This window comes from Streptosporangium sp. NBC_01810, from assembly GCF_035917355.1.
Taxonomy (GTDB): domain Bacteria; phylum Actinomycetota; class Actinomycetes; order Streptosporangiales; family Streptosporangiaceae; genus Streptosporangium.
In genome coordinates this window covers 6,920,831-6,934,763 of sequence record NZ_CP109070.1, presented here as the reverse complement: position 1 = coordinate 6,934,763, position 13,933 = coordinate 6,920,831, and the positions used below count along the sequence as shown (strand labels likewise).

The following is a 13,933-nucleotide window of genomic DNA, read 5'->3' as shown; positions in this document are numbered from 1 at the left end:
CCCGCCCCGGGCCGCGCCCCCGGAACGGGCAAAGCTTCTGTGCCTCGCCACGCGAGCGAGCGCCGCACCACGCAGGCGCGATCATCCTGTCTCGCCGCCGTCGAGGCGTCTGCGCGCCTTCCTCAGTGGCTCTGAAGTGGCTCTGAGGAGGGCATGCCTAATGGGTGACTAATGCCTTACTTTTTGCCGAACCGGATGCGGCGGGTGGTGCCGAAGACAGTCGCGGAAGCCGCGGCCAGCGCACCGATCAGCAGGGTGACCAGGGAACCGACGTTCATTCCGATCACGCCGACGGGCTGAGCCGCACTCATCAGCCCCAGGTCACGGGTCGGCAGGTTGCCGGCCGGAGTGGATGACGCCAGGCCCATGACGGGAGCCAGCGGCGAGCTACTGTCGGGCGCCGCGGCCCGCTTGCTCACCGGGGTGGCGGGCATGACGGGGAGCTCGGGCAGACCGGCGGCGGCCGGAAGCTGAGACCGGCCCGCCTCCTGGGCCTCCTGGGCACCGCGGGCGTCGGACGGCGACGCCTGACCGGCCTCGCCGCCGACCCCCGGAACGGCGGGGAGGACGGACAGCAGGCCACTGGTCCTGTGCCTGCCGGGCTTGCCGTCCCAGTCACCGCGGCCACCACTGCGATCATCGTTGTAGTCGCCCTTGTGGCCACCCCACTGACCGCCGTTGTGACCACCCCCGTGGCCGCCCCACTGGCCGCCGCCCGGCCCCCCGACACGGGAGCCGCCGAGGCAGCCCGCGGCGGCGTCGCCCAGGACGGCCACCGCGTTGCCGCAGACGTTGATCGGCGCGGTGATCGGCGCGACCACCTGGTTGCCGCCCAGGACGCTGCCCTGCCCGGAGGTGCGGTTGCCACCGGCCCCCGCACCCGCACCGCCGGAGACCGAGGCGCCGCCCCTGCACCCGGCCGCGGCCCGGCCGAGCACGCCCACCGCGTTGCCGCAGACGTTGACGGGCGCGGTGATCGGCGCCACCACCTGGTTGCCGCCACCGATGCTGTGATCACCGTTCGTGCGGTTGCCACCGGCACCACCGCCACCGGGGCCACCGGTCCCGACGGACGCACCACCCTGACAGCCGGCGAAGGCCCCACCCAGGACGGCCACCGCGTTGCCGCAGACGTTGATCGGCGCGGTGATCGGCGCGACCACCTGGTTGCCGCCCAGGACGCTGCCCCGCCCGGAGGTGCGGTTACCACCCGCGCCGCCGCCCCGGCCCGTCCCCGCGGACGAACCGCCCGGGCAGCCCGCCTGGCCGTTGCCGACGGCGCTGCCGCAGACGTTGGCGGGCGCCGTGATCGGCGCGACCACCTGATTGCCGCTACCGGCTCCGAAACGCCCGTCGGTGTCGTTTCCTGGCCGGCCGTAACCCGAGCCGGGGCCGCCGGGACGCGGGCCGCGCTCCCAGCCGCCGCCGTGGCCACCATGGTCTCCACGCCCACCATGGTCTCCACGCCCCCCGTGGTCTCCACGCCCCCCGTGGTCTCCGTGACCGCCGTAACCCGGCTTACCCGGCCGGTCGGGCTTGCCAGGGCCGCCGTGCTCTCCGGGGCCACCCGGCCGTCCCGGACCACCGGGGTGCCCAGGACCGCCAGGCTGTCCGGGCCCACCGGGCTGTCCGTGCCCACCGGGCTGTCCGTGCCCACCGGGGTGCCCAGGACCACCGGGCTGCCCCGGCCTGCCGGGCCTGCCGCCGACGACCTCGGCACCGCCCTCGCAGCCGGAGAACGCCTCGCCGACGACGGCGACCGAGTTGCCACAGATGTTGATCGGCGCGGTGATCGGCGCGACCACCTGGTTGCCGCCCAGGACGCTGCCCCGCCCGGAGGTGCGGTTACCACCGGCCCCACCGCCACCGTTCCCGCCCTGGTTGCTCACCGAGGCACCACCCCGGCAACCGGCGGTTGCCCCACCGAAGATCGCGAAAGAGTTGCCGCAGGCGTTGATCGGCGCGGTGATCGGCGCCACCACCTGGTTGCCGCCACCGATGCTGTGATCACCGTTTGTACGGTTGCCACTGGCACCGCCACCGTTCCCGCCCTGGTTGCTCACCGAGGCACCACCCCGGCAACCCGCCTCGGAACGGCCGACCACCGACACCGCGTTGCCGCAGGCGTTGACGGGCGCGGTGATCGGCGCGACCACCTGGTTGCCGCCCAGGACGCTGCCCCGCCCGGAGGTCTCGTTGCCTCCCGCTCCGCCGCCACCGTTCTCGACGGACGCGCCACCCTCGGAGGAGGCGGACGACTGTCCGGCCACAGCGGCGGCGTTGCCGCTGATGTCGATCGGCAGGGTGATCGGAAGGTTGACCTGGTTTCCTCCGGCGATCGAGTGGTCACCGTCGGTGTCGGCGAAGGCCGTACCGCCACCCATGGCCATGACGCCCAGTGCGAGCAGTGCCGCGGGGGCCGTGCCCCTAACCCACGTACGCATGATTGAAGCTCCTAGCAGTCTCGGGGGGACCTGACCCTCGTGAGGGCGTGCGAGGCCATGCGAGGACCGGACAGGTCCGCACAGCGGAGGCCCCGACGGGCCGTCACGAGGAGTTGGGAACTGGCTGTTCGTCGACCTGCTCACCGCTCACCGATGGAGCGGCTCTCCTGGAAACGGAGGATCGAGGCAGGCTCCGCGACCGGCGGATCACTCGAAAGGAGATCAGGCCGGCCTACGAGACGATGTCAGTCAGGGGAGAAGGAAGGGTCGTCCGCCGCTGTGCGGACGACAGGAGGGAGCACGAACGCCAGCGGAGCACGCTGCGTCGTCAGTCGCGGGTCGTAGGCGAACCACGCGACATCCCCCGGACCCGATCCGAAGAGGCCGGATCCACCACCGCTCTGGGGCACGAATCCATTGGCGCCAGAACCATGGTCGACGGTGGCGGGTGCCGGGACCCCCGGCTTGGACTGGCTGGTGAGCCCGTCCACACCTCGCCCCGCCATGGCTTCGGCGTTGTCCGTCGCCGACGGTTTGCCGCTGCCCGTGGGGAAGTCATCGGGGTTCGAAACCGATCCGGAAGCGGCTGTGTCGAGGGTCTGGGAACGGGCCACTCCTGTCTCCGCGGTGGCGTCCGCGACCGCAGGAGTGGCATTGAGGAAGCCGAAGACGATCGCGAGCAGCCATGCGGCGGCCAGGAGGCCGCCGATGGCGAGGGCTTGCCTGACGCCCCACCGAGTGCCGGCCGCGAACCGCGCCATCCGGTCAGCTCGGTCGGGGATCGTGTCGTCGACGGAAAGGGCCACGGGCACACACCGAGCAGCGGGCGAGGACGCCCTCCACTGCTCCTGCGGCACGCGCGCCACATGACCTCCCAAAGCTCCTGGACAGGCCCGCTTGAACACAAGCCAACCCTCGACGGAGAGTCACGCTAGCACTACATGGAGTCAGTGCAACGGATTTCCCGAGAACGGGTCAGCAGCCGTCCAGGAATCGGTCAAGAACCCGGACCCCGAACTGAAGCGAATCCACCGGCACCCTCTCGTCCACCCCGTGGAACATCCCGGAAAAGTCCAGGTCGGCGGGGAGCTTCAGCGGCGCGAACCCGAACCCCCGGATTCCCATCCGGCTGAACGCCTTCAGGTCCGTACCCCCCGACAGCGTGTACGGCACGGCCAGCGCGCCCGGGTCCTCGGCGAGAAGGGCATCGGCCATCGCGCGCACCAGCGGCCCGTCGAAACCGGTCTCGATGGCGATGTCGTGATAGATGAACTCCCTGGTCACATTGGGGCCGAGCAGTTCGTCGACGGTCTGGAGGAACTCGTCCTCATATCCCGGCAGGAAGCGGCCGTCCACGTGCGCGGTAGCGGCCTGGGGGATCACGTTGGCCTTGTAGCCGGCCTCCAGCATCGTGGGGTTGGTGGTGTTGCGCAGCGTGGCGCCGATCATCCGCGCCAGCGGCCCCAGCTTGGCGACGGTCTTCTCCGCGTCGTCCAGGTCGAGCTCCAGCTCCAGCGCCCTGGAGGTCTCCTCCAGGAACGTCCGCACCGTCCGCGTCATCCGTACCGGCCACTCGTAACGCCCGATGCGGCCCACCGCCTCGGCCAGCTCGGTGACCGCGTTCTCGGCGTTGAGCATCGAGCCGTGCCCGGCCCGGCCCGTGGCGGTCAGGCGCATCCAGGCGATGCCCTTCTCCGCCGCCTCGATCAGATAAAGCCTGCGCGCCTCGTCGATGGAGACGCTGAACCCGCCCACCTCGCCGATCGCCTCCGAGCACCCGTCGAACAGGTCCTTGTGCTGCTCGGTCAGCCACTGCGCACCGTAGTGGCCCCCGGCCTCCTCGTCGGCGGTGAAGGCCAGCACCACGTCCCTCGGCGGGCGGCGCCCCTCGCTGAGCCGCTGCCGTACGACCGCGAGGATCATCGCGTCCATGTCCTTCATGTCGACCGCGCCACGTCCCCAGACACAGCCGTCCGCGATCTCGCCGCTGAGCGGGTGGTGTGCCCAGTCGGCGGCGTTGAAGGGCACGACGTCCAGATGTCCGTGCAGCAGCAGCGCGTCCCGCGAGGAGTCCTCCCCCGCGATGCGGGCGATCACGTTGGCCCGGCCCCGGTCCGACTCCAGGATCTGCGGCTCCAGCCCGACCTCGGCCAGCTTCTCGGCCACGTACTCGGCGGCGGCCCGCTCTCCGGGTCCCGAATTGTCACCCGCGTTGGTCGAGTCGATCCGGATCAGGTCGCGGCACAGCCCGACGACCTCGTCCTCACCGTTGAGCGTGGCCATGTGGACTCCTTGAGTTCGGTACGGCTTCCCCTCCCATCCTCCCGCCGTACCCCCCTCCCCGGCACCCCGCTCGCACCTGCTCTCTTACCGATATGACGCAAGCCCAAGAGTTTGCTAACCTAAGTCCGCCGACGCGGGATGACGGTCCCGCGTGCAGGCACCACGTCCGGGTGGCGGAATAGGCAGACGCGCTAGCTTGAGGTGCTAGTGCCCTTTGCGGGGCATGGGGGTTCAAGTCCCCCCTCGGACACAAACCGGTCGCCTATGGGGTCCTGGTCATGTGTACACGTGACCAGGACTTTCTGTTTTGACGGGTGGTAGATCATCCGCAATCCGATGTTCGCGTAGATCTTGGCCTTCCGGATCGGGTCAGCATTCGAGAGAACTCGCACCATGTCTCCAAGCCGAACGGAAGTACGCCTCTGCGCACCTGCTCCTCACGGACGTGGCAGCGCAACCGCCCGGCCATTGGTTTGACACCGGGTACGGGCCGGACGGCGGAAACCGCCGCCCGGCCCGAATCGGATCAGGGGCTGGTGCAGGCGACCGTGGCGGTGACCGCGGTGCCGTTGGCGGTGAAGCCGAAGGTCGTCGAGGAGCCCGCCGCGATGGAGCCGTTGCAGGAGGCGTTGCGGATGCTCACGCTGGAGCCGGAGTTCTTCGCCGAAGTCAACGACGTCTCAAAGGTCACGCTCACCCTCCATTTCTGGAGCGGCACGACCGTCTCACACCGGGACCGGCGATGCGGGGGCCGTTCCGCACGGAGGGTGCTTGTCAGGGCACGAACGGCATTTACGGCAGTTTTAGGTGTACCGATGCACTGTTGTCCTATCGCATGCTATCGGGAGGAAGAAAGATGACCCCTGGGCCGGACGAATTCAGCACCGCGGAAACACTGGCGAACGAGCCGCCCAGGCGTCGCGTCCCCCGCTCCGTACTGCTCGTCGCCACCACCGCGCTCGTCGTGGCCACGGGTGCCGGCGTCGCCGCCGCGGCCGCGTTCTCGCCCTCGCCTTCCCCGACGCCCACGGTCGGCGACACCGCGACACCGTCGGCGGCTCCGTCCGGGGCGCCCTCCGACAAGGTGCCGGGACAGGGCCGGGGCCGGGGCCACAAGATGGGTTTCGGCGGCCCTTCCATCCACGGCGAGTTCGTCGTGCCCGACGGTGAGGGCAAGTACGTGACCGTCGCCACCCAGTACGGCGACGTCACGGCCGTCGACCAGGACTCGATCACGGTCAAGAGCGAGGACGGCTACACCAAGGAGTACGCGATCAACGGCGACACCCGGATCAACCGCCGCGGCGAGGGCATCGACGCGGTGAAGACCGGGCAGAAGGTCATGGTCATGGCGAAGGTGGACGGCGGCACGACCACCGCCGTCGCGATCCACGACGCGACGGCGCGCGACGGGTATGGCCGGCGCGGCGAAGGAGGCCGGCGGCACGGCACCGGAGCGGGGATCGTGAGCCGATCAACCGGGTGAACGTCCCCGGCCCACGTGCCGGCCGAGCCGTACGGTGACCGTCTGCGAGCCGCCGCCCCGGTCCGCCAGCCGTCCGAAGGCGAGCGTGAGCCGCGCGCCGGTCGTGGCGCTCACCAGGAGCGGGTGCCCACCGAGCACCTCGGCCACCGGCCGGTCCCAGGTCGCGGTCAGCTCGTCCAGGTCGCGCCGGGGATCGGACACGGTCAGCGTGGCCGTACCGTCGCCGCTCTCCCTGACCAGGACCGCGCACGGGGCGGAGGCGGCCAGGCCGCCGACGGTCCCGTCGTTCCAGAAGTTGACAGCGGTGATCCCGAGGGAGGGGACCAGGACGCCCTGCTGCCGGGTGGTGTTGGCGAGCACCCTCGCCCAGCCGGGGTCGGCGGCGCGGGCCCGGGTCCGCGCCCGGCTCGCACCCGGCAGGAGCAGGTAGACGTAACCGGCCGAGTGGGGGTCGACGCCGTGGTCGAGCCAGAGGGTCACGTAGCTCCGGGTCACCTGGCCGGCTGTGCGTTCCTCACGCAGCGTGCGCAGGCCGGTGGGACAGGGCAGGACGTAGCCGCCGTGCCCGGCCAGGTGCGCCCAGCCCTCACGGTCGTCCACGGTGAGGAGCGCGCCGGTCCTGCGGTTGTCCACGACGGTCTCGACCGGCACACCGTCCTCGCTCGTGATCCCGGCGCCCAGGCAGACCACCGCGTCGTCGAGGAAGAACCACGACTTGAAAGCCTCCATCGTGCTCTCGAAGCCGAACAGGTGCTGGCCGACCGTCGCGTACGTGCCGTCGGTGGCGCCGCCCACCCAGCGGCCCGGCGGGCAGGTGTCGCCCCACTCCGCACCGGCGCCGTCGGCCAGCCGCCTGGTGGAGACCGTCGTGCCCGGCAGGCGGTAGGGGTCGACGGTGGGCCAGAAGGAATCGGAGTACTGGTCGCCATGGCCCTCGCCCCACCAGTAGAGCATTCCCGAGCCGGTGTGCCAGCCGCGCCGGTTCTCGCCGTTTCCGTGCTCGTAGTGGCCGATCCGGTACGAGGCCATGCTGAGTCCCGCGCACCAGGCCGGCCTGCGGTGGACGGCACGGGCGCTCATCGCCGGCAGTCGGTGTCCGGCAGGTTCCTCGGCCGCCGGGATCGCGTCGTCGTCCAGGAGCGCGGCGAGGCGGGCGTGGAACTCCAGATCGTTCCTCTCGGCCGCGTCGAGCATGGGACTGGAGGTGTCGCGCACCGCCCATCCCTTGACCATGCCCTGCCAGCGGGCCCGCTCGGCGGCGGAGGCCGCGTCCCCCAGCCGCAGGATCGCCGAGGCGATGTCGCGTCCCCTCCGATGGTCGCCGTACGGTTCCCTGTCGATCCCCCGGCCGCTGACCAGGTCCATGCAGAAGCCGTCGTGGACGAACGGCGCGAACGACCTCTCGACAGCGTTGAGAACGATCTGCCGGTCCGGGTCGGTGATCTCCCACGGCGAGCCGCGCAGCACCTCGAACAGGGTCGCGAGCCCGGACAGCATCACCGCTCCGTAGCCGCCCTGGTAGGGGACGGACGTGTGCTGGATGAACGAACCGTCCCGGTAGAGCCCGTCGCCCTCGAAGACGTGGGGAAAGACCGGGGAGAGCGCCGAGGCGGCCAGCGCCGCCTTGCCGGGGTCGGACCCGAGGATGGCGCGCAGCAGCGTCACCGTGCACAGGTCCACCCGGTTGGCTCCGGTGCTGGTGCCGGCGTAGTCGTTCAGACGGCACTCGGGGAGGAAGTGATCCACCGCGTCCCGCAGCGCCCCGCTCCGCCGGTCCGTCAGGTGCGAACCGATCAGCACCGCCGCGTCGAGGAGCTTCCTGGGGGTGCCGATCTGCCAGTTCCACCAGTTGCCGACCGGGTCCGCGCCGGAGGCGTACACCTGCCGCCGATAGTGGTCGATGCCACCCGCGACGGCCGCGGCCAGGTTCGCGTCGCCGGTCAGGCCGGTCCCCGGCAGTGCGTACGCGCGGGCCATGGTCCGCAGCCGCGCCGGGGTGTCAACGAAGGAGGGGAACGCCAACTCCGGCCAGAGCGAGATGTCGGCCGGTGCCATGGTGTCCCGGTACAGGGCGGCGGTCGTCCCCAGCCTCGCCAGCCGGGTGCGGTACGGCTCGGCGGTCGCGTCGAACCCCGACCCCGCCGTCACCTCACACCAACGGCGGCGCAGCAGGGCGAAGGAGTCGTCCTCCGGGTGCGCGGTATGCGCCGGAATCAGCGCTCCAGTCGCGGCGGCACCGCTGAGCTGGAGAAATAATCGCCTGGAATATCCACTCACATATAGATTGTGAGGCGACGTTCACCCCCGCCCCGAAGGCTACGCCGCGCCACCTCACGCGCTCGGGCACTCCACAGCGGAGGCCCACCCCATCCGGGCATGAGGGCGCCTCGCCTGGGACCTGTCCCAGGCGAGGCGCCCCGCCCTGGCCGGCGGGCTGTCAGCAGCCCTTAGTGATCTTCTGCAGCTGGAAGCCGGGGACCCAGAACCTCTTCTTGCCGCTCGTGTTGCCGTTGGTGATCATGCACCTCTTGGTGGTCGTACCGATGGCGGACTTGAAGTGGAGCTTCGCCGGCACCTTGTGCGAGCAGTGGTTGTTGAAGTAGACCGTCGTGGAGACGCCACCCGTACCCCAGGAGTAGTTGGCCTTCTTTCCCCGGGGACTGAAGCAGGCGATGCTCGCCCTCTTGACCTCCAGGATTCCGGCCGTGTCCGCGGGCTTCACCGCCACCTTGGCCGCTGGTGCCGCGGCCTGGGCCGTGGCGGACATGGCGGGCGTGACCATCATCACGAGCCCGACAGCGGCCGCGGCCGCCACGGCGATCGGTTTCCGGTAGTTCATGTTCTCTCCTTCTTGTCGGAACGCGGTCTTCTGGGATGCGGTCAGTGGGACGGAGATGTTTTCCGATGTGGGGCGCGTTTCCATCCACGGATGACGCCCGTGGATGACGCCCGTGGATGGAAACGCGGCCCCGAGTCCTCGCGGCCCCCGTAGGCCCCGCTTCCTGCGTGGATCGCGAACACTGCGGAAATCCACGGAAGCGGTGGGGCGAGGAGTGGCCCCGACTATGCCGGTGTGCCGCGACCGGCGGCAAGAAGAGTTCGCCGGATATATGGCCAAATATTGTCCAGACCCCTGCCGAACATTGTCCAGATCCCTCTGGACAATTGACGGCACAGGTCACAGCCGTGTGCCCTGCGGATCGGATCCGGACCGCACGGCGGTGGACGTCCGTCACGGGTGACTTCCGGTAATCTCCTCAGGTTTTGGGCGTATTGCCGAAGAGGCCGCGCCCGGGTCGTGAGAATGTCCGTACGGCAGTGTCGAGCAGGGGGTGGGTGTGGCGGGGTCACCGAATCCACGGGACGAGGAGCCGGGAACGCGGCGAGGGCGGAAACCGGTCCGGCCCGATCCTGAGTCCGGCCCTGTCGCACTGCTCGCGCACCGGCTCTGGAAGCTCAAGGAGGAGGCGGGCGACCCCTCCTTCGCGGAGATGTCGTCCCGCCTGGGCGCGGCCGCCTCGAAGTCGTCGCTGGCGGCCGCCGCCCGGGGGCAGGTGCTGCCGAGCTGGGAGACGACGTGGGAGTTCGTTCGGATCCTGGCGGTCGACCGATTGGGGCAGGACCCGGCCGAGGCCGAGCGCGAGTGGCGGGAGCATTGGGAGCGTGCCGGGGACACCGGCCGGGAGACCGTCCCGGCCGGAGCCGAGGTCGGAGCCGAGGTCGGAGCCGAGGTCGGAGCCGAGCCCTCGAAGACGTGGGGAAAGACCGGGGAGAGCGCCGAAGTCGGGGACCGGGATGTTCAACGGTCGCGCGTCAGGAAGCCGGTCGTCCTCACCGTGCTGTCCGCCGTGGTCGCCGGTGGCGCGGGCGCCCTCATCACCTTCGTCGCGTCGTCCGACCGCGGGGAGGAGAAGCCTGTTCCTCAGGACACCCTGACGCAGGCCGCCTCACCTCGCGACGACTCCGCCTTCGAGGGAGACATCACACATCCGGACGGGACAGTGGTGCGGAGCGGGACGCGCTTCACGAAGGTGTGGAGGCTCCGTAACACGGGGACCATCCCGTGGCACAGGCGCTACCTCGACCGGATGAACGAGACCCCGTGCCATGCTCCCGAACGGGTCGCGATCGAGACGACCGCACCCGGCGAGACGGTCGACATAGCGGTGCGCGTCCGCGCCGCCGACACCCCGGGCAGATGCAAGATCTACTGGAAGATGACCAATGAGGACGGGGCTCTGCTGTTCGCCGGGAAAAACCCGATATTTCTAGATGTCACGATGAAGTGATCGGCACGCCGGCTGTGACCAGGACCGGGCCCGGCAGGGTCACCCGGCCGGTGAGCGCCTCGGTGACCCAAGCAGGGGACCGTGTCTGGTGCATGGCCGGCAGTCCCGTCTCGGTCCGGATCCGTACTCGGTAGTCGTACTCCGCCGCCAGGCCGGGGGCGGGCATGGCGCCCGGAGGGGCCAGGGGATCGGGCACGGCGCCCGGGGGGAGCCACGGTCCGACGGGAGTCAGAGGTCCACGTCGTGGGAGGCGATCACGTGGACCCCCTCGGGTTCCTGCCCGGCGGGGGTGACCAGGACCCGCCTGCCCTGTTCCCGGTAGCCGTGCTCGGTCAGCCACATCAGGGCGTATGGGCCGAGATCACTGAAATCGATCGGAGAGTCGGGTGAGAAGAGGTCCTTACCCGACGAGACGCCGCCGGTGTCACCTTCGACGATCGACAGGGTGTACGTGGTCATGGCAGCCCCCGGGCCGTAGTTGTCCTCGGGGTGGTCCATACCCGGTCATCCGGATTCCGCCCTCAGCCCTCCCGATTCCCTCGTCCCGGATCCCGGATCCCGGATCCCGGATCCCGGATCCCGGATCCCGGATCCCGGATCCCGGATCCCGGATCCCGGGCGGCAGGCGGCAGGCGGCAGGCGGCAGGCGGCAGGCGGCAGGCGGCAGGCGGCAGGCGGCAGGCGGCAGGCGGCAGGCGGCAGGCGGCAGCCCGACGCCCGACTGCCGAACATCACCCAAAACATCACTAAAAGCAACATAAAGTATATATGGATATATAGTGGACAAGAATCTCTCTCCAGGAGGAGTTCCGCCCCGCAGCGCATGTGGCTGATCGCGAAGAGCGGCCCACCCCAGGCTGAACCGGATCATCTCTCTCCGGTTCCGCCCGCCGCCCTCCCCGATCGCTCCTCCGACACGCTCACCAGCAGACCCGGAAGCCATGTCATGAGTCAGGACAGCACCAGCCCGTATACCGACTTCGAGATCGACCTCACCCTTGAGGAGACTCGCCGCCGCGCCGCCGTCATGGCGGCGCTGGAGCCGGACTGGGACCCGCCGGGGGTGATGCGGGCCGAGGAGGAGGCGTACGACCTCCTCTACTCCGGCCTCGACAGAGCTCAGCAGGAGACCTACGACATGCTCGTGGCCGCCGGAGTGCTTCCCCCCAGGGAGTCTGGCCGTGCCTCTTGATCCGCACGCCGACTTCGGACGCAGGGCATGGCTGCCCTGCCCCGGCTGCCAGGACCACCGCGACTGCGACGACTGCCTCGGCGGCCGCAACTGCGGGGTGCACTGGCGCTACCTCATCGGCAACACCGGAAGCCTGCTGCACCTGCAGTGCCCGGGATGCACCCACCTGTGGAATCACGAGACGGGCTTCGGCGCGGGCGGCAGGACCACCTCCGGCTGACCCGACAAAAGGTGTCAGCCTGGCAGGACCTGGCAGGACCTGGCAGGGATCGCATTCAGACGCCTCGGCTCCCCGGACTCCGCGCAGGAAGATCCGGGAGGGCCGGAGGGCGGCGCCCGCGCCCGTCCCGGCTTGGGCGTTTCGCGCCGGCGCCGGGCTCACCCGCCCGCGGCCGTCCCGGCCGATCGCGCGCCCGGCGGGCCGTCCGGGGCACCCATCCGGAGGCGGGAGAGCCTCGCCCCCCGGTGGGCGCGGAAAAGGCGGAGCTCCAATTCCCGGAACGGGGTCCGGGGCCGAACAGCCGAAGCCGGGAAACGCATTCATATCAAATTGTTATGGAGCTTGTACCAATCCGGAGCGTGAAAGGTTTTCGCGATCACTTGTCCCCCGCAGGATGCCCGACCGGGTGCCGGAAAGCCCAACGGGAGGTGAACGACGGGCTCGCTCGGGAAAAAGGGCAGTTCAACAAGGGGAACGGAAGGTCATCCGAAACCCGAGGATGACAGCACATCTCTAGAGAACTACTGGTACGGTCCACCGACGGGATGCCAGCAGGTGGGGGCGTTCCGGGTTTCGGACAGACCGTATATCGACTTAAGTGTTATTAATAATCAAATAGCCATAAGTGTCAATTACTAAGCCCTTTACCTTCCCAATAGATCACGGTCAGTCTAATATTTGGACCTATGTCATGGCGTGCATCAGATTTCCCAGATGGACAGGCTGGGTCCTCTGGTCGTGGCAGTGCTTCCTCCGGGCGTGATTCCGAACAGACATCCGACTGGCATCCCGAACGCCTCCTGTCATTCGATTGGCGGAAGGTCATTCTGTTCACGGCGGTTTTAGCGATCATCGCCGCCTCCGCGCTCTGGCTCGCGACCAGAGAACCCTCTGGTCCGTCCCTGGCGGCGAATCCCACCCCCGACTCCTCGGACGCCGGCTGGGAGAAGGCCGTTCCCTCGCCGACGCCGTCCCCCTCCCGCTCCACCCCCAAATCAACCCCGAAGCCCCCAAAAAGCGATAAGTCCTCTCCTAGCCCCAAGGTCACCGGTACGGAGAAACCCCGCGCAGAGGAGCCCCGTACCAAGAAGCCCCGGGCCGAGACGGGGACCACCCCGCCCGACACCGACTCACCGGCCGGCTCCAGCCCACCCCAGCTCACCGTCAAGGAGGCGTACGGCATCCACGGCCGCTACCAGCGAGGGCTGTCGGTCGCCCAGGGCAGGAATGACCAGGCCGCCATGGCGAAGCTGGAGCACGGGCTCGCGCTGGAGATGACGCGAGCCGGCTTCAAGACCGCCGAGATGGAGAAGAAGTCGCTGGCCTCGGGGATATGGCCCAACCCGCAGATGTGGATCCCGCGCCACGTGACCGGCACCGCGGACTGGTTCGTGGCGGTCTCGTACGAGCCCGGTGTCGCCCGGGTCGTCGACGTGATGAGTTCGGCTCCCGGCGGCTGGCGGCTCGTCGCCTCGGCCGCCGACACGCGTGCCACTCCCGCACGGTTCCCCAAGATAGCGACCGACTCCGAGGGCTACGCGACGAGCCTGCCGGAGAACGCCATCGGGCTGAGCGCGACCCCTCGCCAGATCGCCCGCGCGCACCTGGCGAGCCTGGAGAACGCCGAGGTCGACGTGCGATTCGACGAGGGGCCGTGGACCAGCGAGGCCGCACTGTTCTGGCAGCAGGAGCGGGCGCAGCTGGAGCAGGCCGACTGGAAGCTCACGCTGTCGTACCGGCTTGAGGGACCGGTACGCGCGCTCAGGACCAGTGACGGGGGTGCCCTGGTCTGGTATGGAGCCCGATCCACCGAGATGCGCAAGGCGGAGCGGAAGGGCGCGACGGTCAAGCTGAAGGGCTCGGCCGCCGTCCGCACCCGCGGTAAGGCCTTCGCCAACTCGGTGAGCGCCACATACGGACGCATGTATGTGACATATGTCCCCCCTGCCGGCTCGAACGAGCCCGCTCGCGTGCTGGGCGAGTGGAGCGACGTCCTGGAGAGCCACGGCGACTGACATT

Annotated in this window: 14 protein-coding genes and 1 tRNA gene; 7 read left to right on the top strand and 8 right to left on the bottom strand. The window is 69.7% G+C overall.

What is annotated here, in order from left to right; genetic code table 11:
* Positions 1–176 precede the first annotated feature (176 nt).
* The 3 genes from OIE13_RS31355 to OIE13_RS31345 all read right to left on the bottom strand — a co-directional run bounded on the left by OIE13_RS31355 (position 177) and on the right by OIE13_RS31345 (position 4,727).
* The gene (locus OIE13_RS31355; protein ID WP_326829099.1) at positions 177–2,444 is read right to left on the bottom strand and encodes a chaplin family protein; all 2,268 of its coding nucleotides are present in this window, start codon (positions 2,442–2,444) and stop codon (positions 177–179) included.
* A 245-nt stretch (positions 2,445–2,689) separates the two neighbouring features.
* Complete coding sequence (locus OIE13_RS31350; RefSeq protein WP_326646120.1) at positions 2,690–3,250, bottom strand: hypothetical protein; 561 nt, start codon at positions 3,248–3,250, stop codon at positions 2,690–2,692.
* A gap of 169 nt (positions 3,251–3,419) precedes the next feature.
* Positions 3,420–4,727: a M20/M25/M40 family metallo-hydrolase gene (locus OIE13_RS31345; protein WP_326646121.1), complete on the bottom strand. Its 1,308-nt coding sequence runs from the start codon at positions 4,725–4,727 to the stop codon at positions 3,420–3,422.
* A gap of 164 nt (positions 4,728–4,891) precedes the next feature.
* On the opposite strand from OIE13_RS31345, the gene OIE13_RS31340 reads away from it, so the two are divergent.
* Positions 4,892–4,977 (top strand) — tRNA-Leu (locus OIE13_RS31340).
* A gap of 276 nt (positions 4,978–5,253) precedes the next feature.
* On the opposite strand, the gene OIE13_RS31335 is transcribed toward OIE13_RS31340, so the two are convergent.
* Entirely contained in the window at positions 5,254–5,445 is a 192-nt protein-coding gene (locus OIE13_RS31335; RefSeq protein WP_326646122.1) for a cellulose binding domain-containing protein, read from the bottom strand.
* On the opposite strand from OIE13_RS31335, the gene OIE13_RS36865 reads away from it, so the two are divergent.
* The gene (locus OIE13_RS36865; protein WP_442811690.1) at positions 5,363–5,587 is read left to right on the top strand and encodes a hypothetical protein; all 225 of its coding nucleotides are present in this window, start codon (positions 5,363–5,365) and stop codon (positions 5,585–5,587) included. The two genes, OIE13_RS31335 and OIE13_RS36865, sit on opposite strands and share 83 nt — an antisense overlap.
* Positions 5,584–6,213, top strand: a complete 630-nt coding sequence (locus OIE13_RS31330) for a hypothetical protein (protein ID WP_326646123.1) — start codon at positions 5,584–5,586, stop codon at positions 6,211–6,213. Before OIE13_RS36865 ends, OIE13_RS31330 begins: the two co-directional genes overlap by 4 nt.
* On the opposite strand, the gene OIE13_RS31325 is transcribed toward OIE13_RS31330, so the two are convergent.
* The gene (locus tag OIE13_RS31325; protein WP_326646124.1) at positions 6,202–8,490 is read right to left on the bottom strand and encodes a polysaccharide lyase 8 family protein; all 2,289 of its coding nucleotides are present in this window, start codon (positions 8,488–8,490) and stop codon (positions 6,202–6,204) included. The genes OIE13_RS31330 and OIE13_RS31325 overlap by 12 nt on opposite strands.
* A 160-nt stretch (positions 8,491–8,650) precedes the next feature.
* Positions 8,651–9,052, bottom strand: a complete 402-nt coding sequence (locus tag OIE13_RS31320) for a hypothetical protein (RefSeq protein WP_326646125.1) — start codon at positions 9,050–9,052, stop codon at positions 8,651–8,653.
* A 499-nt stretch (positions 9,053–9,551) separates the two neighbouring features.
* On the opposite strand from OIE13_RS31320, the gene OIE13_RS31315 reads away from it, so the two are divergent.
* Entirely contained in the window at positions 9,552–10,502 is a 951-nt protein-coding gene (locus OIE13_RS31315; RefSeq protein ID WP_326646126.1) for an NBR1-Ig-like domain-containing protein, read from the top strand.
* Here the strand turns inward: OIE13_RS31315 and OIE13_RS31310 are convergent.
* Both OIE13_RS31310 and OIE13_RS31305 read right to left on the bottom strand, forming a co-directional pair.
* Positions 10,489–10,698 carry a hypothetical protein gene (locus tag OIE13_RS31310; RefSeq protein WP_326646127.1) on the bottom strand — a complete coding sequence of 70 codons (210 nt, stop codon included), beginning with the start codon at positions 10,696–10,698 and terminating at the stop codon, positions 10,489–10,491. The two genes, OIE13_RS31315 and OIE13_RS31310, sit on opposite strands and share 14 nt — an antisense overlap.
* A gap of 32 nt (positions 10,699–10,730) precedes the next feature.
* Positions 10,731–11,000 (bottom strand): hypothetical protein, encoded by a 270-nt coding sequence (locus tag OIE13_RS31305; protein WP_326646128.1) that lies wholly within the window; start codon positions 10,998–11,000, stop codon positions 10,731–10,733.
* Positions 11,001–11,448: 448 nt separating this feature from the next.
* Between OIE13_RS31305 and OIE13_RS31300 the strand changes: the two genes are divergently transcribed.
* From OIE13_RS31300 to OIE13_RS31290, 3 genes are all read left to right on the top strand, one after another.
* Positions 11,449–11,694 carry a DUF6400 family protein gene (locus OIE13_RS31300; protein WP_326646129.1) on the top strand — a complete coding sequence of 82 codons (246 nt, stop codon included), beginning with the start codon at positions 11,449–11,451 and terminating at the stop codon, positions 11,692–11,694.
* Complete coding sequence (locus tag OIE13_RS31295; protein WP_326646130.1) at positions 11,684–11,914, top strand: hypothetical protein; 231 nt, start codon at positions 11,684–11,686, stop codon at positions 11,912–11,914. The genes OIE13_RS31300 and OIE13_RS31295 overlap by 11 nt, the downstream gene beginning before the upstream one ends.
* Before the next feature lie 686 nt (positions 11,915–12,600).
* Positions 12,601–13,929, top strand: coding sequence for a hypothetical protein (locus tag OIE13_RS31290; RefSeq protein ID WP_326646131.1), 1,329 nt, complete (start codon positions 12,601–12,603; stop codon positions 13,927–13,929).
* Positions 13,930–13,933: the final 4 nt, after the last annotated feature.

What these genes read in the sequence shown, in the direction of transcription:
- OIE13_RS31355 (WP_326829099.1), bottom strand. Translation starts at nt 2,444, where the DNA reads ATGCGTACGTGGGTTAGGGGCACGGCCCCCGCGGCACTGCTCGCACTG.
- OIE13_RS31345 (WP_326646121.1), bottom strand. Translation starts at nt 4,727, where the DNA reads ATGGCCACGCTCAACGGTGAGGACGAGGTCGTCGGGCTGTGCCGCGAC.
- OIE13_RS36865 (WP_442811690.1), top strand. Translation starts at nt 5,363, where the DNA reads ATGCTCACGCTGGAGCCGGAGTTCTTCGCCGAAGTCAACGACGTCTCA.
- OIE13_RS31330 (WP_326646123.1), top strand. Translation starts at nt 5,584, where the DNA reads ATGACCCCTGGGCCGGACGAATTCAGCACCGCGGAAACACTGGCGAAC.
- OIE13_RS31320 (WP_326646125.1), bottom strand. Translation starts at nt 9,052, where the DNA reads ATGAACTACCGGAAACCGATCGCCGTGGCGGCCGCGGCCGCTGTCGGG.
- OIE13_RS31305 (WP_326646128.1), bottom strand. Translation starts at nt 11,000, where the DNA reads ATGGACCACCCCGAGGACAACTACGGCCCGGGGGCTGCCATGACCACG.
- OIE13_RS31300 (WP_326646129.1), top strand. Translation starts at nt 11,449, where the DNA reads ATGAGTCAGGACAGCACCAGCCCGTATACCGACTTCGAGATCGACCTC.
- OIE13_RS31290 (WP_326646131.1), top strand. Translation starts at nt 12,601, where the DNA reads ATGTCATGGCGTGCATCAGATTTCCCAGATGGACAGGCTGGGTCCTCT.